This is a genomic window from Methylobacterium terrae (assembly GCF_003173755.1).
GTDB lineage: Bacteria > Pseudomonadota > Alphaproteobacteria > Rhizobiales > Beijerinckiaceae > Methylobacterium > Methylobacterium terrae.
Genome location: NZ_CP029553.1, coordinates 3,713,851 through 3,733,607, shown reverse-complemented (window position 1 = coordinate 3,733,607; position 19,757 = coordinate 3,713,851). Strand labels below are relative to the sequence as shown.

Genomic DNA, 19,757 nt, shown 5'->3' with positions numbered 1-19,757 from the left:
GAGGCGAGGCCCCGACAGCGAAAACGCCCGGCTCGAGGAGCCGGGCGGGCGAGGAGGGGTCTCGTGGTGGAAAGGTCTTGCGAGTCCCGTGCTCAGTACTTGCGCACGAGCGGAACCGGCACCGGCTCGGGCGCGGCCGCGACGGTGTAGAGCGGGGCGATGACGCGGAACCAGCCCTCGGTCGAGTAGGCGTCGCGGTTGGTCGGCAGGCCGGAGACCGGCGAGATCTGCTTCACGGAGGTCGCGACGTCGCGGGCGACCCAGGCCTGGACCGAGAACTTGCCGAAATCGTAGCCGACGAGGCCGCCGAGGGCGAAGCGCCCGCCGCCGCCGCCCACCACCGTGCCGCAGCTGGCGAAGTTGCCGTTGCAGGGCGCGCCCAGGGGGAGGGGGCCGCGATTCGGGAGGTTGGCGGTGCCGTAGCCGATGGCGCCGATCTCGAACTTGCCGAACTTCTTGGTCGCGGTCAGGTCGAGGTTGAGGGCGTCGGTCGGGAACTGGCTGCCGTAGAAGCCCGGGATGCCGTTGCGGCCGCCGAAGCGGGCCGGCGTGTCGTAGAAGTTGTAGGTGAGGTTGGCGGTGACGTTCCAGCCGTCGCCGGTGTAGCTGATGCCGAAGCCCTGGCGGTAGGTGTTGGAGGCCAGGATCGAGAGACCGCCGCCGCGGCCGGCATTCAGCTCGTTGAGGTAAACGCCGGCGAGGTAGCTGACGCCGATGTTGTTGCCCAGGTCCCAGGCGAAGATGCCGCCCAGGAAGGTGCCGACATTGATGCTGGTGTCGCGGCCGCCGGCGGCGCGGGAGAAGGTGAAGACCGTCGGCGGGGCGACCACGGCCTCGAAGCGCGCGCCGAGGACCTTCCAGGGGGTCGACCAGACCAGGACCGGGACGTTGACCGCGGTGTCGGTGGAGGTGAGGTTCGGGCCGTCGGGGCTGCGATAGGTGAAGGTGTTGATCGCGTAGACACCCTCCGGCAGCGGCGCGCCGATCGCGAGGCCGACCTGCTCGCCCGGCACCGTCGTGGTCTGCGCGAAGGCGGCATTCGCCGAAACGCCCAGCGACAGGGCAGCCGCCCCCGCGGCCAGCCAATACTTGCCCATGATCTTCCTTCCCTAGGGTACTCGGGGCAGGAACGCGCGCATCCGCGAGCCCGATCCGCGCACCATTGCTGCGCGCAACGATCGAACCGGATTGCGCCCGGCTCCCGCCCGGCGACACAGTCTGAACAAGAACGATGGTCTTCCAGATTGTCCCGGAACGCCAGCGTTTTGCTCAGGGGGAAGGCAGACTACGTGCGGGCGTTGCGCAAATGACGCATTTTCGTCATGCGACCACCACTTTGTACTTTGGTGGTACAATACGCCGAATCGCAAGCAAATGCCGGCTTGCTGCACCGCACAGGCGGTTTTTCCGCCCGTGCGGCTACGCTTCGCGGGTGTTTTCGCGTCAGGGTTACTCGGCCGCCTGCTTGCTGGTTGCTGCCTTGCGGCTCCGGGCCGGGCGGGGCGCCGGCCGGGCCGCGGGGCGGCGGGCCAGGACCTCGCGCAGGAACCGGCCGGTATGGCTCTTGTCCGACGCGGCGATGTCCTCCGGCGTGCCCTGCGCCACGATGATGCCGCCGCCGTCGCCGCCCTCCGGCCCCATGTCGATCACCCAGTCGGCGGTCTTGATGACCTCGAGGTTGTGCTCGATCACCACGACGCTGTTGCCCTGGTCGACCAGCTCGTGCAGCACCTCCATCAGCTTGGCGACGTCGTGGAAGTGCAGGCCGGTGGTCGGCTCGTCGAGGATGTAGAGCGTGCGGCCGGTGGCGCGCTTCGAGAGTTCCTTCGACAGCTTCACGCGCTGCGCCTCGCCGCCCGACAGGGTCGTGGCCTGCTGGCCGACCCGGACGTAGCCGAGGCCGACCCGGGCCAGGGTCTCGAGCTTCTCGCGGATCGCCGGCACCGCCTTGAACAGCTCGGCCGCCTCCTCCACCGTCATGTCGAGGACGTCGGCGATCGAGCGCTCGCGGTACTTCACCTCCAGGGTCTCGCGGTCGTAGCGCTTGCCCTTGCAGACGTCGCAGGTGACGTAGACGTCGGGCAGGAAGTGCATCTCGATCTTGATCACGCCGTCGCCCGAGCAGGCCTCGCAGCGCCCGCCCTTGACGTTGAACGAGAACCGCCCCGGCTGGTAACCGCGGGCCTTGGCCTCGGGCAGGCCGGCGAACCAGTCGCGGATCGGCGTGAAAGCGCCGATATAGGTCGCGGGGTTCGAGCGCGGGGTGCGGCCGATCGGCGACTGGTCGATGTCGATGACCTTGTCGAGGTGCTCCAGCCCCTCGATGCGGTCGTGGGGCGCGGGATGCTCGAGCGCGCCGTTGAGCTTGCGCGCCACCGCCTTGTAGAGCGTGTCGACGACCAGCGTCGACTTGCCGCCGCCGGACACCCCGGTGATGCAGGTGAAGGTGCCGAGCGGGATCTCGGCGGTCACGTCCTTCAGGTTGTTGCCCCGCGCGCCGACGAGGCGCAGGGTCTGCGGCTCGGGCTCGCCGGCCTTGGCGGCGGGGTTCTTCTTCGCCTTCCGGCGCATCTTCGGCACCCGCACCGCGAGGGCGCCGGTGAGGTACTTCGCCGTCAGCGAGTTCGGATCGGCCAGGAGCTCGGGCGGCGTGCCTTGCGCCACGATCCGCCCGCCATGGATGCCGGCACCGGGGCCGACATCGACGACGTAGTCGGCCTGGAGGATCGCGTCCTCGTCGTGCTCGACGACGATCACCGAGTTGCCGAGGTCGCGCAGGCGCTTCAGCGTGCCGAGCAGGCGCTCGTTGTCGCGCTGGTGCAGGCCGATCGAGGGTTCGTCGAGGACGTAGAGCACGCCGGTCAGCCCCGAGCCGATCTGCGAGGCGAGGCGGATGCGCTGGCTCTCGCCGCCCGACAGCGAGCCCGAGCCGCGGGCGAGCGTCAGGTATTCGAGGCCGACATCGACCAGGAAGGTCAGGCGGTCGCGGATCTCCTTGAGGATGCGGGCCGCGATCTCGTTGTGCTTAGCTGAGAGATGCCCGGGCAACTCGCCGAACCAGCGGTGGGCGTCGCGCACGGAGAGCACGGTGGCGTCGCCGATGTCGGAGCCGGCGATCTTCACCGCCAGCGCCTCGGGCTTCAGCCGCTTGCCGGCGCAGGCCGAGCACGGCGTCTCGCCCATGAATCGGCCGATCTCCTCCCGGGCCGCGTCGCTGTCGGTCTCCTTGTAGCGCCGCTCGAGGTTCGGGATCACGCCCTCGAACGGCTTCGAGACCTCGTAGGCGCGCAAGCCGTCGTTGTAGGCGAAGCGGACCTCGTCGCCGTCCGAGCCGTAGAGCACGACCTGGCGGGCGGCCGCGGTGAGCTTGCCCCACGGCGTGTCGGTGCGGAAGCGGTAGTGGCGCGCCAGCGCCTCCAGGGTCTGGCCGTAATAGGGCGAGGTCGATTTCGCCCAGGGCGCGACGGCGCCGCGCGACAGGCTGAAGGACTCGTCGGCGATGACGAGCGTCGGATCGATCCGCATCTCGTGGCCAATGCCGCCGCAGGTCGGGCAGGCGCCGAAGGGGTTGTTGAAGGAAAAGAGTCTGGGCTCGATCTCGGGAATCGTGAAGCCGGAGACCGGGCAGGCGAAGCGCGACGAGAAGGTGATGGGTTCGGGGCCTGAGCCCTCCTCGGACGCGTCCGCGAAGGTCACGACCGCGATGCCGTCGGCGAGCTCCAGCGCGGTCTCGAACGAATCGGCGAGCCGCGAGGCCATGTCGGCCCGCACCACGATCCGGTCGACCACCACGTCGATGTCGTGCTTGAGCTTCTTGTCGAGCTTCGGCACGTCGTCGATGGCGTAGTACTCGCCGTCGATGCGCAGGCGCTGGAAGCCCTTCTTCTGGAACTCGGCGATCTCCTTGCGGTACTCGCCCTTGCGGCCGCGCACCACGGGGGCGAGCAGGTAGAGCCGGGTCTTCTCCGGCAGGGCCAGCACCCGGTCGACCATCTGGCTGACGGTCTGGCTCTCGATCGGCAGGCCGGTGGCCGGGGAGTACGGGATGCCGACCCGCGCCCACAGCAGGCGCATGTAGTCGTAGATCTCCGTGACGGTGCCGACCGTCGAGCGCGGGTTCTTCGACGTCGTCTTCTGCTCGATCGAGATCGCCGGCGACAGCCCGTCGATCTGGTCGACGTCGGGCTTCGCCATCATCTCGAGGAACTGGCGCGCATAGGCCGAGAGCGACTCGACGTAGCGGCGCTGCCCTTCCGCGTAGATGGTGTCGAAGGCGAGCGACGACTTGCCGGAGCCCGACAGCCCGGTGAACACCACGAGCTTGTCGCGCGGGATCGTCAGGTCGACGTTCTTCAGGTTGTGCTCGCGGGCACCCCGCACCGCGATCACGCGCGCTTCCGCGGAACGGTCGAAGAGCTTGTCGAGAGAGGCCATGCAGGAAGGCTCCGGGCCGCCGCCGACTCAGGCGCAGCCAGGCTTGGTGGGACCGGGGACCGGCCGGGAGCCCGCGATGCCGGGAACCCTGTCGACCGTGTGGGTGACGAGATGGGGCGCCGGGGCCTCCGGGCCAAGGCTCCGGGTAAGTCTCCATTCACGACTAGAACAAACTGCGTACAGCGGCAACCACCGCGTTCTCACAAGCTGAGCGGGGCGTTGTCGATCACCTCCTTCATGACGAAGAAGGTCCGGGTCTGGCGCACCCCGGGCAGGGCGATGAGGATCTCGCTGTGCATCCGGTTGAAGTCGGCCATGTCCGAGACGCGGATCTTGAGGAAGTAGTCGAAGTCGCCGGCGACGAGGTGGCAGTCGAGGAGGGTCGGCATGGCGAGCGCCGCCGCCTCGAAGGCGGAGAAGCTCTCCGGCGTCGAGCGGTCGAGCACCACGCCGACGAGGACAAGCGAGCCGCGCCCGACCTTGTCCGGCGCCACCACGCCGCGCACGCCGCGCAGGTACCCCTCGTCGAACAGCCGCTGGGTGCGGCGGTGGCAGGTCGCCGGGCTGGTGTTGACGCGTTTGGCGAGGTCCGCGTTGCCGATCCGGCCATCCTCTTGCAGGAGACGGAGAATTTTCAGGTCGATGCGGTCGAGGCCCGCGCTCATGAGAGATCCTTCCAGCCCAAGGCCCGGATATGGACGGATCTAGCACGTGAACCGCCGATCCGGCGGGAAAAGACGTCAAACATCGCGCGATTTCGAGAACACCTTCCGGTGGATCACGGCTAGGATGAACGCGGCTTCCACACAGGACCCCGGCGATGATTCCTTCGATGCTGTCGCAGTTCGAGCGCTACCCCCTGACCTTCGGGCCGACCCCGATCGAGCACCTGCCGCGGCTGACCGCGCATCTCGGCGGCGACGTCGAGATCTACGCCAAGCGCGACGACTGCAATTCCGGCCTGGCCTATGGCGGCAACAAGCTGCGCAAGCTCGAATACATCGTGCCGGACGCGATCGCGTCCGGCGCCGACACCCTGGTGTCGATCGGCGGCGTGCAGTCGAACCACACCCGCATGGTGGCGGCGGTGGCGGCCAAGATCGGCATGAAGTGCCGGGTGATCCAGGAGGCCTGGGTGCCGCACGAGGACGCGGTCTACGACCGGGTCGGCAACATCATGCTGACGCGGATCATGGGCGCCGAGTCGCAGCTCGTGGATGAAGGCTTCGACATCGGCATCCGCGACAGCTGGAAGCAGGCGATCGAGGACGTGAAGGCCAAGGGCGGCAAGCCCTACGCGATTCCCGCCGGCGCCTCGGTGCACAAGTTCGGCGGTCTCGGCTATGTCGGCTTCGCCGAGGAGGTGCGCCGCCAGGAGGCCGAGATGGGCCTCCACTTCGACTACATCGTGGTCTGCACCGTCACCGGCTCGACCCATGCCGGCATGCTGGTCGGCTTCTCGGCCGATGGCCGGGCCCGCAACGTCATCGGCATCGACGCCTCCTGCACGCCCGCCCAGACCAAGGCGCAGGTGCTCGAGATCGCCCGGAACACCGCCGCGCTCGTCGGCGCCGGCGAGATCGTGGCCGACGACGTGGTGCTCAAGGAGGACTACGCCTACCCGGTCTACGGCGTGCCCTCGAAGGAGACCGTCGAGGCGATCCGCCTCGCCGCCCGGCTCGAGGCGATGATCACGGACCCGGTCTACGAGGGCAAGTCGATGCAGGGCATGATCGACCTCGTCCGGAAGGGCTTCTTCCCCAAGGGCTCGAAAGTGCTCTACGCCCATCTCGGCGGGGCGCCGGCGCTGAACGGCTACAGCTACACGTTCCGCAACGGGTGAGCGGGGACGATCCGCTCGTCCTCCCGTTCGCGACCTCATCCCGGGGCTTCGGTCGATCGACGATCGACTGACCGCGAAGGGGGGACCGCGGAGACCTCTGGAGCCCTCCTTCGAAGTCCAGCGGTCTTCGATCGCCCGTACCTCGGGACGAGGTCGAGGGTGGGACGAGACGATTTTCAAAGAGGAAGCCCGGCCGCTCGTCGCGGGCCGGGCTTCGTCGCCTCCGTCAGCCGTTCGTCACTTGTCCGTGCACAACCCCGCCGCCGAGAGCCGGCGATGGTGGCGCGGGTCGCAATCGGTCGCCAGGAACGAGGCCCACTCGGCTTTGGTGCCGTAGAAGGCGTTGCGGTCGACGTCGCCGCGCACGCCCGGCACCCGCCCGGTCGAGGTGAACTGCCACAGCATCCAGTCGCGGTTGGCGTAGCGCTGCTCCGGCTCGGCCGCGGTGGAGCGGACCCAGTGCGGATAATCCGGCAGCTCGCCCTCCAGCACGTCCTTGTGGAAGGTGATGTCGGTGTAGATGATCGGCCGCTTGCCGGTATAGGCCTCCATCTCCCTGAGCATGTACTCGGTCATCGCGAGGGCCTGGGCCTTCGGCAGCTTCTTGGGGCAGAGCTGCGAATGGCCGTTCCACTCGACGTCGAGGACCGGGGGCAGGGCGGTCGGGTCGTTGGGGACGTTGCGCTTGAACCAGTCCATCTGGTCCTTGGCCGAGCGGCACCAGAACACGAAGTGGTAGGCGCCCCGCGGCACCCCGGCGCGGCCGGCGCCGTCCCAGTTCTCGCGGAAGCGCTCGTCGACGTGGTCGCCGCCCTCGGTCGCCTTGATGTAGGCGAACTGGGTGCCGGCGCCCCGGACCGAGGCCCAGTCGATCGGGCCCTGCCACTTCGAGACGTCGATGCCCTGGATCGGGTGGTTCTTGGCCTTGGCGACGCCCGGATGGGGCTTCACGTCGCCCTTGGTGGGATAGAAATCGGCGCCGCCGCCGGCGCAGGCCGCGAGCGCGGCGAGGCTCGCGGCCGCGAGCGCGCGCCTGCCCCACAGGACACCGCGCGAGAGGACGGAGGACCACGGGGCGGAGGGGATCGTCGACTCCATCGGCATGGGGGCGCGGCCTGACTTCACGCGGAACACTATGGCTATTCGATGCGGTGGGGCCGGTTAATGGAAGCTTGACGGAATCGGGACGGAATTCCGAAACCCGTGGCGGATAAGCCACGTAACCATGCCCCGAGGCTCGCCCGGGCCTCGGCCATCGGGCATAAGCCTCCGCCAGCACTGAATTTTATCGGGACGGGACGTGGCCAAGGTTCTGTTTACCATCGGGTACGAAGGCGCCGATTCCGAGCGCGTCACCGCCGCCCTGCGCGATGCCGGCGTGGCTCGGCTCGCCGACGTGCGGGCGGTGGCGGCCTCGCGCAAGCGCGGCTTCTCGAAGAGCGCCCTCGCCGCCGGCCTGACCGAGGCCGGCATCGCCTACAGCCACCTGCGCAGCCTCGGCACGCCCAAGGCCGGGCGCGAGGCCGCCCGCGCCCACGATGCCGGCCTGATGCGGCGGATCTACTGCGACGAGGTGCTGGACACCGCGACCGGCGAAGCCGCCCTCGACGAGCTGGCGGCGCTCGCCGCGGCCGGCCCGACCTGCCTGCTCTGCTTCGAGCGCGACCCGGAGCGCTGCCACCGGCGGATCCTGAGTGAGCGGCTGGCGGGGAGGGGGTTTCAGGCGGTGGACCTGTTCGCGTGAGGCGTGGGGCCGATCCCGCGGCGGCCCCGCCGCGGGAGGTGCCGGACGCGGCTCAGGCGGCGAGGGCGGTCCCGGGCCGGCAGGCCGCCACGCAGGCCCGGGCCAGGGCTTCCGTCGCGTCGACCAGGCACGCCCGCAGCGGATCCTCCACCGCCGCGAGCGCCACCGGGATCTCGGTGCAGGCCATCACGACCGCCCCGGCTCCTGCCGCCGCCAGGGCCTCCGCTTCCCGACGCAGGATCGCCGTCGCCTCGGCGAGGCGGCCGGCCTTCACGAGCCGGATTGCGCGCATCACCGCGTCCTGCCCCCCGGTGTCGGGCAGCCCGCACGCGTAGCCGCGCAGGGCGAGACGGTCCTGGTAGATCCCCGCCGCGACGGTGCCGGTGGTGGCCAGGACGCCGATGCGGGCGCCCTCCGGCGGGCCGAGCCGGTCGGCCACCGCGTCGGCGATGTGCAGGATCGGCAGCGGCGTCCCGGCCTGCAAGGCGGCGTGCCAGTGATGGGCGGTGTTGCAGGGCATGGCAATGCACGTCGCGCCCGCCGCCTCCAGCCGGCGCAGGGTCGCGCGCAGGGCCGGAAGCGGATCCGGCCCCTCGCCGAGGATCGCGGCAGTGCGATCCGGGATGTCGGCGGCCGAGCAGACGACCATCCGGATGTGCTCCTGGTCGCAGGAGGCGGGCGTGTGGCGGATGACCTTTTCCATGAAATCGACCGTGGCCATCGGCCCCATTCCACCGAGAACACCGAGCATCGCGACCTCCTGTCCGCGGTGACGATGCGCGCCGCCCCCGGCCCCGGTCCAATGCCGTGTCAGTCCACCCCATTCGCGTTTCGCATAGTTTCGGCGGCGACGGCCTCGGCCGCCCGCCACACCGCCGAGACCGCGGCGCGCCGATGCGCGGCGTTGCGGTAGAGCCGGATCTCGAGCGGGAGCGCCTCGCCCGCGGCGACCAGGCGATCCTCGGCGAGTTCGCGGGCGACCAGGCTGCGGGGCAGCCAGGCGCGTCCGTGTCCCTCGAGCGCCATGAACTTCAGCGCCTCGGCCATCGCGTTCTCGTTGGTGTGGGCGGTCACGGCGGCATCCCCGCCCGTTCGGAATTGCGCGATAGCCGCCACGCGGCCGAGGAAGGAGTTCCGGCTGTAGCTCAGGAGAGGCAGCGCCGCGCCAGAACCCGGCAGCGCCGCGCTGTGCACCGCGACCAGGCTGTCCGCCCCGACCACGCGGTGGGGAAAGAGGTCGGGATCGAGCAGGATGCCGACGCTCGGGTGATGGAAGGTCAGCAGGAAGTCGTAGCCGCCCTCGGCGAGCGCCTGGATGCAGGCGTGGAAATCGTCCGGCAGGAGGCGGCTGCCGAGGGCGCCGGTCTGCGCCTCGATCCGTCGGAACCAGGACGGGAAGAAGGTGAGGGCGAGAGTGTGGAGCGCGGCGACCGCCACGGTCTGCGGGTCCGGCCGGGCGCTGGCCTGCAGGGCGGCGCGGGTGCCGTGAAGCTGCCGCACGGTCTCCTCGGCGGTCTCGCGAAAGTCCCGGCCGGCTTGCGTGAGCGAGGTCGGGTAGGTGCTGCGGTCGATGAGGGCGACGCCGAGCCACGCTTCGAGGGCCTGGATGCGGCGGCTGAAGGCGGATTGCGTCACGTGGCGCTCGTCGGCGGAGCGCGAGAAGCTGCCCGTCCGCGCGAGGCTGACGAAATCCTCAAGCCATTTCAGCTCCATGGTCGCGCCCGCCCGGGTGCCTTTCGCCGGCCTCCCGATCGCCGCCGCGGCGGCGGCGGCCCGGCGGGAGCCTCGCCGAGACGCAGTAAGGCAGCGCCGGGCCGCCTTGCAACCGGGCGTCAGCCCTCGCCCGCCCGCGGCAGCGGCGTCTGGCCCGGCAACGCCTTCGGCCAGCCCAGCCGCCGGCGCCGCGGCACGGAGGCGCCCTCCGCGTGGGCGCTCTCGATGTTGCCGTAGAACTGGTCGGCGCTCGCCGCCCAGGTGTAGCGCAGGGCTTCCCGGCGGCAGGCCGCGGGCGGGATCGCGAGCGCCGCGCGGGCCGCAGCCCCGAGGTCATGGTCGAGAACCCCGACGCCCGTACCCCCGATCACGTCGAGGGGGCCGGTGACCGGGTAGGCCGCCACCGGCAATCCGCTCGCCAGCGCCTCGAGCAGGACGATGCCGAAGGTGTCGGTCAGGCTCGGGAAGACGAAGACGTCGGAGGCCGCGTAGACCCGGGCGAGCGCCTCGCCGGTCAGCGTGCCGAGGAAGCGCGCGGCGGGAGCGAGGCCGGCGAGCCGCGCCCGGTCCGGCCCGTCGCCGACGACGAGCTTGGTGCCCGGCAGGTCGAGGCGCAGGAACGCCTCGACGTTCTTCTCGACCGCGAGCCGCCCGACGAACAGGAAGAACGGGCGCGGCAGCCCGGCGAGGCAGTCCGGCGGCGCCTCGCCGTCGCAGGGGCGGAACAGGTCGGTGTCGACGCCGCGGCTCCAGCGCATCAGCCGCCCGAAGCCGCGGGAGGCGAGGTCGCGCTCGAGCGAGGGCGTGCTCACCATCGTGCCGCTCGCAGCAGTGTGGAAGCGGCGCAGCCACGCGTAGCTCCAGCGTTCCGGCACCGGCAGGCGGGCGGCGAGGTATTCGGGGAAGCGGGTGTGGTAGCTCGTGGTGAAGGGCCGCCCCTGCGCCAGGCAGACCCGCCGGGTGGCGAGCCCGATCGGCCCCTCGGTGGCGATGTGGACGTGGGTGGGGGCGAGGCCCGGGAAGCGGGCCGCGACGCCCCGGGCGGTGACGAGCGACAGCCGGATCTCGGCGTAGCCCGGCAGCGGCACGCTGGCGAAGTCCACCGGCGTCAGCATCACCGGATCGTGGCCGCGCCGGCGCCCCGCCGTGACCATGTGCTCCAGCGAGCGGACGACGCCGTTGACCTGGGGGTGCCAGGCATCGGTCGCGACGAGGAGCCTCACGCGACGGCCCTGGTGCCGGCGGCGGGATGATCCTGCAGGGAGCGGGCGGCGGGCGCCAGTTCCTCGACCGGGGCGTGCGGGCGGGGGCGTGCGGCGAGGGGCTGCGCGGCCTCGGCGCCGCTCCGTCTCCACTCGGCGTAGCGGATCACCTCCATCGTGCCGTCGTAATGCTCGACCACCGCCGTGCAGGATTCGACCCAGTCGCCGGTATTGAGGTAGTGCATGGTGCCGACCATGCGGCTCGCCGCGTGGTGGATGTGGCCGCAGATCACCCCGTCGGCCTCGGCCCGCCTCGCCTCGGCGATCAGGAACTCCTCGAAGCGGCCGATGAAGTTGACGGCGTTCTTCACCTTCAGCTTGGCCCAGGCCGAGAGCGACCAGTAGGTCAGGCCGAGGCGCCGGCGCACCCAGTTGAGGTGGGTGTTGACGAAGAGCGCCGCCGTGTAGGCGCCGTCCCCGAGGAGCGCGAGCCAGCGGGCGTGGCGGACCACGAGGTCGAACTGGTCGCCGTGGATGACGAGGTAGCGCTTGCCGTCCGCCGCCTCGTGCAGCACCTGGTCCTGGATCTCGATGCCGCCGAAATGCATGTCGAGGAAGTCGCGCAGGAACTCGTCGTGGTTGCCCGGCACGTAGATCAGCCGCGACCCCTTGCGCACCTTCCGCAGCAGTTTCTGCACCACGTCGTTGTGCGATTGCGGCCAGTACCAGCCCGAGCGCAGCTTCCAGCCGTCGACGATGTCGCCGACGAGGTAGATCTCGTCGGCGTCGACGTCCCGCAGGAAGCCGAGCAGCAGCTCGGCCTGGCAGCCCTTCGTCCCCAGGTGGGTGTCCGAGAGGAACAGGGTTCGCACGCGAAGCGCGTCGGCGTCCTCGGCCACGTGCATTCTCCTTGGCGGCGTCTCGCGCCAGCCAAACCCCATTCGCGTATCACTTTGATGACGCGGGGGCGGAGCGTGGAACCTCGGCCGGGGAAGGCCGGCCCGACGTCGCAAACCTGAATTCGTTTGCGGAGATTTAAAGACCACCATGCGGATCGCGCAGGTCAGACGCTCGAGGAGCCCTCTACCTCGGCCGTGGCGATTCGTGGTTTTGACAGGACGCCCCGCCGCTTCTCCGCGGCGCGCACCTCCCCGGCTTCCCCAAGAAAAGCGCCCCGCCCATGGCAGCCCCCCTCGTCGTCCCCGGCCGGTCGGCCACCGGATCTGGCGCGTCGGGCCGCGCGGCCGCCCGGCCGTATCTCGGCATCGGGCTCAAGGTTCTCTCGGCGCTCGCCTTCACGCTGATGTCCGCCGGCGTGAAGATCCTGGCCGAGCGGTTCCCGACCGGCGAGATCGTGTTCTTCCGCTGCTTCATCGCGATCGCGCCGCTGCTCCTGTGGCTGCGCTGGCAGGGCAGCGTGCGCGACGCCGTGCGCACCCGGAACCTCAAGGGCCACGTGCTCCGCAGCATCATCGGCGCCTGCGGGATGTTCGCGGGCTTTGCCGGCCTCTCCTTCCTGCCGCTCTCGGATGCCGTGGCGATCGGCTACGCCTCGCCGATCCTCGTCGTGGTGCTGGCGGCGGTGGTGCTGCGCGAGCGGGTCCAGGCCTATCGCTGGGCCGGCGTCAGCGTCGGCTTCCTCGGGGTGCTGATCACGCTCGCCCCCCACCTCGAATTCGGCGGGGCGGGCGGCGGCGGCGCCACGGGTGCGCTGTTCGCGATCCTGGCGGCGGGCTGCTCGGCGGCGGCGACCATCCAGGTGCGCAAGCTCACCGGCACCGAGCGCACCGGCGCCATCGTGCTCTACTTCTTCCTGTTCACCTCGCTCCTCGGCCTCTCGACCCTGGCGCTCGGCTGGCGGATGCCGGGCCTCTTCGACCTCGCCCTGTTCGTGGTCGTCGGCGTGCTCGGCGGCATCGGCCAGATCCTGCTCACCGAGAGCTACCGCCACGGCGACGCCTCGCTGGTCGCCCCCTTCGAGTACACCACCATGCTGTGGTCGGTGCTGATCGGCTGGTTCGTGTTCGGCCAGCTTCCCACGCTGTCGATCGCGGTCGGCGGCGGCATCGTGGCGGTCGCCGGGGTGTTCGTGGTCTGGCGCGAGCGGCGCCTCGTCGTCGAGCGGGCCCGCGAGGCGGCGGCGGGCGGGGCGCGGGCGGGCTAGTCCGCGGGACCGTTGACGCCCCGGCGCGCTCGCCCTTACTCCGGGGGATCGGAACTCGTCCCCCGGTCCAGCAGGAAGCGCCCCATGCCCGCACGCCCCCATCCGCGCCGCGCGGGAGCCCCCCGGTGATCCCTGCGGGCAACCACGCGACCGTGCCGGTGGACCTGCGGCTCTACGGGCTCCTCGACGTCGGGGTGTGCGGCGGCGACGCCGACCACCTCGCCCGCATGGCGGCGGAGGCCGCCGCGGGGGGCTGCACGCTCCTGCAGTACCGCGAGAAGACCATCGCCGATGCCCGCGAGACCGTGGCGCGCCTGCGCCGGATCCACGCGGCGCTCCAGGGCAGCGGCGTGCCGCTCCTCATGAACGACCGGGTCGACCTGGCGCTCGCCGCCGGCCTCGAGGGCGTGCATCTCGGCCAGGAGGACATGCACCCGACGGACGCGCGCCGCCTGCTCGGCCGCGGCGCGATCGTCGGGCTCACCGTCAAGAACTCGGCCCAAGCCGACGAGCTCTACCGCCTGCCGGTGGACTACGCCTGCATCGGCGGGGTCTTCGCCACCACGAGCAAGAACAACCCGGACCCGCCGGTCGGGCTCGACGGGCTCAACCGCATCGTGTTCCGGGCACGCCTCGCCCGCGGCGCCGGCCTGCCGGTCGGGGCGATCGCCGGGATCGACCGCAGCAACGCCGCCGCGACGATCGGCGCGGGAGCGGACGGGATCGCGCTGATCTCGGCCCTGTTCGGCACCGGGCGCGACGTCGAGGCGCGGGCCCGCGACCTGCGCGGGGTCGTCGACGGGGCGCTCGCCGCGCGGGGCGCTGCATGACCGGGAACGCACGATGATCGCCGTCACGATCGCGGGCTCGGATTCCGGCGGCGGCGCCGGGATCCAGGCCGACCTCAAGACCTTCTCGGCGCTCGGCGTCTACGGCGCCAGCGTGATCACGGCGCTCACCGCCCAGAACACGCGGGGCGTGCAGGCGATCCACGACGTCGAGCCGGACTTCGTCGCCCGCCAGATCGAGAGCGTCTTCACGGACCTCGACGTGCGGGCGATGAAGATCGGCATGCTCGCGCGCATCCCGGTGATCGCGGCCGTGGCCGAGACCCTCGCCCGCCACGCCGCCGGCCTGCCGCTGGTGCTCGACCCCGTCATGGTGGCGACGAGCGGCGACCGGCTCCTCGCCGACGACGCGGTCGAGGCCCTGCGGGCCAGGCTCCTGCCCCACGCCGCGGTGCTGACCCCGAACCTGCCGGAAGCCGCGGTGCTGCTGGGGGAGGGGATCGCGACGGACGAGGCCGCGATGCTCGACCAGGGACGACGCCTCCTGGCGCTCGGGCCCCGGGCGGTGCTGATGAAGGGCGGCCACGCCGCCGGCCCGGAGAGCGTCGACCTCCTGATCGGGCCGGGCGAGAGCATCGTGCGCCTCGCGGGCCCGCGGATCGAGACCCGCAACACCCACGGCACCGGCTGCACCCTGTCGGCGGCGCTCGCCGCCGGGCTCGCCCGCGGCCTTTCCCTGCCGGACGCGGCCCGGGCCGCGAAGGACTACCTGAGCGCCGCGCTCGCCGCCTCGGAGCGGTTGCGGATCGGGCACGGCAACGGGCCGGTGCACCACTTCCACGCCTGGTGGGGCTGACGCGCCATCCCGCCGGAATCGACCCGCGCGGCCGCATGAACCCTTGCGCGCATCCCGCGATTGCGTTTGATGGAGCGTACGGGCGTTCGGAATGCGGAACGCCGCGCGGTGATCCAGTGGGGTTCAAGGACGGGCGATGGGCGTCGAGCGGGGGCGGGAGCGCACCAAGGACCTGGTGAGCGGGGCACAGGTGCTGTCGGGGCAACTCGGCAAGACCATCCAGCGCCTGCGCAAGGCCTACAACCTCTCGCTCTCAGAGCTCGCCGAGCAGTCCGGCGTCGCGAAGTCGATCATCAGCCAGATCGAGCGCAACGAGACCAACCCGACGCTGGCGACGATCTGGCGCCTGAGCCAGGCCCTCGACGTCTCGATCGAGCGGGTGCTCGCCACCGGCGACGAGGAGCCGTTTATCGAGAAGTCCTCGCGGGCCGACACGCCGATCCTCGTCTCCGACGACGGCCGGATGCGGCTCGCCATCATCGGCTGGATCAAGACCGTCGAGTGGCTGCAATGGTACGACCTGTCGGCCGATCCCGGCGGCGTGCTCGATTCCGACGCCCACCAGCGCGGCTCGGTCGAGTGCCTGTCGGTCACCGAGGGCGAGTTCGAGGTCGACGTGGCCGGCGCGGTGCAGCGGGCCCGGGCCGGCGAAACCCTGCGCTACCGCTGCGACCGGCCCCACACCGTGCGCTGCGTCAGCGATGGCACGGGGCGCGCCTTCATGGTGGTGATCATGAAGGCGGCGGTGATGGAGTGAGGTTCGGGCGTCCGGAGCCCGAGCTCCGGTGCCATCTCGGCCCTGTCTGCAGCTCTGATATGAAGCGCTCCGTCTTCATCCCGGGGCGCGTGAAGCCCGGGATACGGGGACCGCTCGCATTCCAAGGCGACGCGGAACGCGATCCATCCTTCGCTTGAGCGTCAGCGGTCATGGATCACGCGTTGTCGCCTGCGGCGAACTCCGGGACGACGGACGGAACGGCATCGGCGCGAGCGACACGTTCCTCCGTGCTCGGCCGGGCCTCTATCCCCCGGCGTTGATCCACCGCACCAAGTCGGCCAGCACCAGCGACAGCGCCCGGTCGAGGCCGTTCGCCGCCACCGCGGCGTTCACCGCCGCCACCGGCACCCGGGCCTGGAAAACCTTGGCCGCCACGACCGTGCCGCTGCTCTCCTGGACGAGCTTGGCCGAGAGATCGACCACCGCCTCGCGGGTGCCGGCATTGATGTCGAAGGCGCGCAGCTCGGTGATCAGCACCGTGTCGGCCGCGACCTTGTCGCCGGGCCGGCTGACGGATTTCAGCCGGTTCGCGTTCTCGAGGCTCTGGATCACCCGAGCCTGGACCAGCCGCGGCAGCCGGTCGGCCCATTGGCCGCCGCCGAGATAGGACACGGCCCCGCCGGGCTCACGCACGATGATCCGGTCGGCCTCGAAGGGCTGGAGCCCGACCGGCTCCGCCACCACGATCGAGCGTCGGGCCGCGCCGCTGCGGGCCGCGCCCGGGAGTGCCGTGAGGTCGAAGGTCGTCGGCACCGCTCCGCCGCAGGCGCCGAGGAGCAGCGCCAGGCCGGAGGCCATGAGGAGGGGCCGGCGGGCGCGGCGCGGAGCGGGAACCGGGATCGGCATGGCGGCGAGGGGACCGAGGACGGGGAGGACCCGGGCGAACCGGAGCCCCGGCCCGGAAGCTTGACCAGACATGACGGGACAACGCCCGGCCGGGGCCGCGGGTGCAACCGCGACAGGCTTGCGCTGCAACATGGTCAGCGACCGTTGTATTCGGGCAACGTCGGCTTGCCGCCGAAAATCACCTGGGACGGGTCGCGCTCGATGTTGCGCACGGCGCTGTTGAGGCTGTTGAGGGTGCGCTGGCCGTCGGTCGAGAGGGTCTGGACCTCGCGCCGGCCGGCGCCGCTCAGGCGGCTGACGCTCGAGGTCAGGGTGGCGGTGCGCTTGTCGAGGTTCTCCGACATCGTCCGGAAGGCCCGGCCCGCCTCGCGGATCGAGATCGCGGCGTCGCGCACCTCCGCGAAGGTGCTCTTGCCGGCATCGCCCGCGGCCGAGCCGAGGAAGCCCTCGGCGCCCTTCAGCACCGCGTCGAGCCGGTCGGCGGAAGCGTTGAGCTTGCCCGCGAGGGTGCGGGCGTCCTTCACCCCTGCCTGGACGTCCGGCGAGGCGGCGGCGAGCGCGGCCGAGAACTTGTCGGCGTTGTCGATCAGGCTCGCGAGCTTGCGCCCGTCCACCGCCTTGGTCAGGGCGTCGAGGGCCGGCGCGCTGTCGCCCAGCGTCTTGGAGAAGCGCTCGACGTTGGCGAGCGTGCGGTTGATCGCGCCCTCGTTGCCGGCGACCACCCGGTCGAGGCGCTGCAGCATGTCGTCGGCGCGCTGCGCGATGGTGCGGGCCGCCGCCATCAGGTCCTGGATGTCGGACGCGTCGGCGTAGATGGTCGGAACGGGATCGTTGCTGGTCGGCGCCAGCGGCGCGGCGTCGGCGCTGCCGCCGACCAGCGCGATCGAGGCGACGCCGGTCAGCATCGTCATGTCGAGGCGCGCGCGGGTATCGGCGCGCAGCGGCGTGCCGCGGGCGACCTCGATGATCGCGGTCACGCGGCGCGGGTCCTGCGGCAGCAGCCGCACGTCGGTCGCCTCGCCGACCCGGATGCCGTTGAAGGTGACGACCGCCCCCTTGGCGAGCCCGCCGACGCCGCCCGAGAACACGATGCGCACCGGCATCCGGGCCTGGTTGGCGGAGCTGCCGCGCAGCCAGAACGCGAAGCCGAAGGCAAGCGCGATCACGGCCAGCGTGAAGGCCCCGATCAGGACGTTGTTGGCGCGGGTTTCCATGCCTCTACCGATGTCCGTGCTCGTGCGGGGCGAAGGGCTGCGCCCTCCAGGCATGGCTTGAGCTGCCGAGCTTAAGCGAGGCGGCGGGGCCGTCGGGTGCGGGAGCGCACATCAGGCGACGCCCTCCACGAGACCGGGGGATGAAAGGAGACCGGGTTCTGGCGAAGCGGGATCCTGCACCACGATCGAGCGGGCGCGCTTGCCGTGGAAGTAGGAGCGCAGCCACGGATGGTCGGAGGCCAGCATGGCGTCGATCGGCCCCTCGGCGATGATCTGGCCGTCGCCGAGGGCCGCGATGCGGTCGCAGGCGGTGTAGAGGCTGTCGAGGTCGTGGGTGACCATGAAGACAGTGAGCCCGAGCGTGCGCTGGAGCGTGGCCACCAGCTCGTCGAACTCGCCGGCGCCGATCGGGTCGAGGCCGGAGGTCGGCTCGTCGAGGAACAGCACCTCGGGGTCGAGGGCGAGAGCGCGCGCGAGGGCCGCGCGCTTGATCATGCCGCCGGAGAGCTCGGAGGGCAGCTTGTCGGCGGCATCGGGCTTGAGACCGACCATCTCGATCTTGAGCCGGGCGAACTCGTCGAGCAGGCGCTCGGAGAGGTTCAGGTGCTCGCGCATCGGCACCTGGATGTTCTGCTTGACGGTGAGCGCCGAGAACAGCGCGCCCTGCTGGAACAGCACGCCCCAGCGCCGCTCGATCACCCGGCGCTGGGCGAGGCTCAGGCGGTCGACGTCCTCGCCGAACACCTCGATCGTGCCGGAACGCTTCGGCACCAGGCCGAGCAGGGTGCGGGTGAGCACCGACTTGCCCTGGCCCGAGGGCCCGACGAAGCCCAGGATCTCGCCGCGGCGGATGTCGAGGTCGAGGCCCTTGAGCACCGTGCGCTCGCCGAAGGCGACCACGAGGTCGCGCACGCGGATGATCGCGTCGGGCGCCGGGCTCGCCGGGTGGGTGGGGCTGAAGGTGGGCAAGGAGCGCTTTCGCCTCGCTCAGAAGTCGATGGCCGCGAAGAACACCGCGAAGAGCCCATCGAGGACGATGACCATGAAGATTGACTTGACGACTGAGGCGGTGACGTGGCGACCGAGCGATTCGGCCGAGCCCTCGACCATGAAACCCTCGACCGAGGCGATGATGCCGATGATCAGCGCCATGAACGGCGCCTTGATCAACCCGATCGCGACGTGGCGGAAGCCGATCGCGTTCTGGAGCCGGAACGCGAAGGCCTCGAGCGACATCCCGCCGTAGACGAGCGAAGTGAGCGCACCGCCGGCGAGCGCCGCGAGGTCGGCGAGGAAGGCCAGCAGCGGCAGGGCCAGCATCAGGGCGAGGATGCGCGGCACGATCAGGATCTCGATCGGGTCGAGGCCCATGACGCGCAGCGCGTCGACCTCCTCGCGCATCCGCATCGAGCCGATCTCCGCCGTGAAGGCCGAGCCGGAGCGCCCCGCCACCATGATCGAGGTGAGCAGCACCCCGAGCTCGCGCAGGGACAGGATGCCGATCATGTTGACGACGTAGCTCTGGGCGCCGAACCGCTGGAGCTGGATGATGCCCTGCTGGGTGACGATGCAGCCGACCAGGAACGAGATCAGCATGATGATCGGCGCGCCGCGCAGCGCGATCTGCTCGACCTGGTTGATCAGCGCGGGCCCGCGGAAGCTGCGCGGCCGGGCGAGCACCCGCAGGCAGCCCGCCACCACCTCGCCCAGGAAGGCGAGGCCGGCCAGGCCCTCGCGCCCGAGGCTGCGCATCCCCGCGCCCAGGCCTGCGACCGGATCGAGGGGATGGAAGCGGCGCCGGCGCGCCGCCGGGGCGGCCTCCCGGTAGGCGACCTCGCGCAGCAGGATCAGGTGCTCGGGCGCGGCGCCCGCATAGGCGGTGCCGGGGCCGAGGGCGGCGCGGGTGCGCTCCAGCACCCAGGCGCCCAGCGTGTCGAGGCGCGACAGCCCCGAGAGGTCGATGACGAGGGGCCCGCCGGAGGACAGCATCTCGGCGGCCGCGGCCTCGACGGCGGGGGCCTCATCGGCGGTCCAGCGTCCGGCGAGGCGCGCGGCGAGACCGTCGCCGACGCGCTCGATCGCGGCGCGGGCCGGATCGGCCTCCCGCGTCACAGGCGGGGTCGTCATGGGTGCGCTCGTCATGGGTGCGGTCGGCACGGGCCGGCCTCCCTCGTT

At 71.2% G+C, this 19,757-nt stretch carries 18 protein-coding genes; 6 read left to right on the top strand and 12 right to left on the bottom strand.

Annotated features, from left to right (window positions below; translation table 11 throughout):
• Positions 1–92: 92 nt before the first annotated feature.
• The 3 genes from DK419_RS17160 to DK419_RS17150 form a co-directional block, all read right to left on the bottom strand.
• Positions 93–1,097, bottom strand: coding sequence for a transporter family protein (locus tag DK419_RS17160; protein ID WP_109960155.1), 1,005 nt, complete (start codon positions 1,095–1,097; stop codon positions 93–95).
• 352 nt (positions 1,098–1,449) lie between these two features.
• Entirely contained in the window at positions 1,450–4,434 is a 2,985-nt protein-coding gene (gene uvrA, locus DK419_RS17155) for an excinuclease ABC subunit UvrA (RefSeq protein ID WP_109960154.1), read from the bottom strand.
• A 200-nt stretch (positions 4,435–4,634) separates the two neighbouring features.
• Positions 4,635–5,099: an Lrp/AsnC family transcriptional regulator gene (locus tag DK419_RS17150; protein WP_109960153.1), complete on the bottom strand. Its 465-nt coding sequence runs from the start codon at positions 5,097–5,099 to the stop codon at positions 4,635–4,637.
• A gap of 167 nt (positions 5,100–5,266) precedes the next feature.
• On the opposite strand from DK419_RS17150, the gene DK419_RS17145 reads away from it, so the two are divergent.
• Positions 5,267–6,277, top strand: a complete 1,011-nt coding sequence (locus tag DK419_RS17145; RefSeq protein ID WP_109960152.1) for a 1-aminocyclopropane-1-carboxylate deaminase — start codon at positions 5,267–5,269, stop codon at positions 6,275–6,277.
• A gap of 237 nt (positions 6,278–6,514) precedes the next feature.
• Here the strand turns inward: DK419_RS17145 and DK419_RS17140 are convergent, their stop codons facing one another.
• Entirely contained in the window at positions 6,515–7,375 is an 861-nt protein-coding gene (locus DK419_RS17140) for a glycoside hydrolase family 25 protein (protein ID WP_425352673.1), read from the bottom strand.
• Positions 7,376–7,577: 202 nt separating this feature from the next.
• Here DK419_RS17140 and DK419_RS17135 point away from each other — a divergent pair, with 202 nt between their 5' ends.
• A complete protein-coding gene (locus DK419_RS17135; protein ID WP_109960150.1) occupies positions 7,578–8,021 on the top strand; it encodes a DUF488 domain-containing protein in 444 nt (147 codons plus the stop codon).
• A gap of 52 nt (positions 8,022–8,073) precedes the next feature.
• Here the strand turns inward: DK419_RS17135 and cuyB are convergent, their stop codons facing one another.
• The 4 genes from cuyB to DK419_RS17115 form a co-directional block, all read right to left on the bottom strand.
• Entirely contained in the window at positions 8,074–8,742 is a 669-nt protein-coding gene (gene cuyB, locus DK419_RS17130) for a cysteate racemase (RefSeq protein ID WP_425352594.1), read from the bottom strand.
• A gap of 89 nt (positions 8,743–8,831) precedes the next feature.
• Positions 8,832–9,734 carry a LysR family transcriptional regulator gene (locus tag DK419_RS17125; RefSeq protein WP_109960148.1) on the bottom strand — a complete coding sequence of 301 codons (903 nt, stop codon included), beginning with the start codon at positions 9,732–9,734 and terminating at the stop codon, positions 8,832–8,834.
• A gap of 119 nt (positions 9,735–9,853) precedes the next feature.
• Positions 9,854–10,957 (bottom strand): glycosyltransferase family 4 protein, encoded by a 1,104-nt coding sequence (locus DK419_RS17120; protein ID WP_109960147.1) that lies wholly within the window; start codon positions 10,955–10,957, stop codon positions 9,854–9,856.
• Entirely contained in the window at positions 10,954–11,841 is an 888-nt protein-coding gene (locus DK419_RS17115) for a UDP-2,3-diacylglucosamine diphosphatase (RefSeq protein WP_425352593.1), read from the bottom strand. The genes DK419_RS17120 and DK419_RS17115 overlap by 4 nt, the downstream gene beginning before the upstream one ends.
• A 275-nt stretch (positions 11,842–12,116) precedes the next feature.
• Here DK419_RS17115 and DK419_RS17110 point away from each other — a divergent pair, with 275 nt between their 5' ends.
• The 4 genes from DK419_RS17110 (at position 12,117) to DK419_RS17095 (ending at position 15,501) form a co-directional block, all read left to right on the top strand.
• A complete protein-coding gene (locus DK419_RS17110; RefSeq protein ID WP_109960145.1) occupies positions 12,117–13,100 on the top strand; it encodes a DMT family transporter in 984 nt (327 codons plus the stop codon).
• Positions 13,101–13,225: 125 nt separating this feature from the next.
• The gene (gene thiE, locus DK419_RS17105) at positions 13,226–13,930 is read left to right on the top strand and encodes a thiamine phosphate synthase (RefSeq protein WP_109960144.1); all 705 of its coding nucleotides are present in this window, start codon (positions 13,226–13,228) and stop codon (positions 13,928–13,930) included.
• Between the two features lie 13 nt (positions 13,931–13,943).
• Positions 13,944–14,744: a bifunctional hydroxymethylpyrimidine kinase/phosphomethylpyrimidine kinase gene (thiD, locus tag DK419_RS17100; protein WP_109960143.1), complete on the top strand. Its 801-nt coding sequence runs from the start codon at positions 13,944–13,946 to the stop codon at positions 14,742–14,744.
• Positions 14,745–14,880: 136 nt separating this feature from the next.
• Complete coding sequence (locus DK419_RS17095; RefSeq protein ID WP_109960142.1) at positions 14,881–15,501, top strand: helix-turn-helix domain-containing protein; 621 nt, start codon at positions 14,881–14,883, stop codon at positions 15,499–15,501.
• A gap of 264 nt (positions 15,502–15,765) precedes the next feature.
• Here DK419_RS17095 and DK419_RS17090 read toward each other — a convergent pair whose 3' ends face one another.
• The 4 genes from DK419_RS17090 to DK419_RS17075 all read right to left on the bottom strand — a co-directional run bounded on the left by DK419_RS17090 (position 15,766) and on the right by DK419_RS17075 (position 19,709).
• Positions 15,766–16,320 (bottom strand): ABC-type transport auxiliary lipoprotein family protein, encoded by a 555-nt coding sequence (locus DK419_RS17090; RefSeq protein WP_245443031.1) that lies wholly within the window; start codon positions 16,318–16,320, stop codon positions 15,766–15,768.
• 182 nt (positions 16,321–16,502) lie between these two features.
• Positions 16,503–17,582, bottom strand: coding sequence for an MlaD family protein (locus DK419_RS17085; RefSeq protein WP_109960140.1), 1,080 nt, complete (start codon positions 17,580–17,582; stop codon positions 16,503–16,505).
• Between the two features lie 111 nt (positions 17,583–17,693).
• On the bottom strand, positions 17,694–18,551 hold the full coding sequence (locus tag DK419_RS17080; RefSeq protein ID WP_245442484.1) for an ABC transporter ATP-binding protein: 858 nt from the start codon (positions 18,549–18,551) through the stop codon (positions 17,694–17,696).
• A gap of 18 nt (positions 18,552–18,569) precedes the next feature.
• A complete protein-coding gene (locus DK419_RS17075) occupies positions 18,570–19,709 on the bottom strand; it encodes an ABC transporter permease (protein WP_109960139.1) in 1,140 nt (379 codons plus the stop codon).
• Positions 19,710–19,757: the final 48 nt, after the last annotated feature.

Excerpts from the sequence above, each read along its gene's own strand:
- DK419_RS17140 (WP_425352673.1), bottom strand. The coding sequence starts at position 7,375 with ATGGAGTCGACGATCCCCTCCGCCCCGTGGTCCTCCGTCCTCTCGCGC.
- cuyB (WP_425352594.1), bottom strand. The coding sequence starts at position 8,742 with ATGGCCACGGTCGATTTCATGGAAAAGGTCATCCGCCACACGCCCGCC.
- DK419_RS17160 (WP_109960155.1), bottom strand. The coding sequence starts at position 1,097 with ATGGGCAAGTATTGGCTGGCCGCGGGGGCGGCTGCCCTGTCGCTGGGC.
- DK419_RS17085 (WP_109960140.1), bottom strand. The coding sequence starts at position 17,582 with ATGGAAACCCGCGCCAACAACGTCCTGATCGGGGCCTTCACGCTGGCC.
- DK419_RS17150 (WP_109960153.1), bottom strand. The coding sequence starts at position 5,099 with ATGAGCGCGGGCCTCGACCGCATCGACCTGAAAATTCTCCGTCTCCTG.
- DK419_RS17075 (WP_109960139.1), bottom strand. The coding sequence starts at position 19,709 with ATGACGACCCCGCCTGTGACGCGGGAGGCCGATCCGGCCCGCGCCGCG.
- thiD (WP_109960143.1), top strand. The coding sequence starts at position 13,944 with ATGATCGCCGTCACGATCGCGGGCTCGGATTCCGGCGGCGGCGCCGGG.
- DK419_RS17110 (WP_109960145.1), top strand. The coding sequence starts at position 12,117 with ATGGCAGCCCCCCTCGTCGTCCCCGGCCGGTCGGCCACCGGATCTGGC.
- DK419_RS17145 (WP_109960152.1), top strand. The coding sequence starts at position 5,267 with ATGCTGTCGCAGTTCGAGCGCTACCCCCTGACCTTCGGGCCGACCCCG.
- DK419_RS17125 (WP_109960148.1), bottom strand. The coding sequence starts at position 9,734 with ATGGAGCTGAAATGGCTTGAGGATTTCGTCAGCCTCGCGCGGACGGGC.
- DK419_RS17115 (WP_425352593.1), bottom strand. The coding sequence starts at position 11,841 with ATGCACGTGGCCGAGGACGCCGACGCGCTTCGCGTGCGAACCCTGTTC.
- uvrA (WP_109960154.1), bottom strand. The coding sequence starts at position 4,434 with ATGGCCTCTCTCGACAAGCTCTTCGACCGTTCCGCGGAAGCGCGCGTG.
- DK419_RS17090 (WP_245443031.1), bottom strand. The coding sequence starts at position 16,320 with ATGGCCTCCGGCCTGGCGCTGCTCCTCGGCGCCTGCGGCGGAGCGGTG.
- DK419_RS17095 (WP_109960142.1), top strand. The coding sequence starts at position 14,881 with ATGGGCGTCGAGCGGGGGCGGGAGCGCACCAAGGACCTGGTGAGCGGG.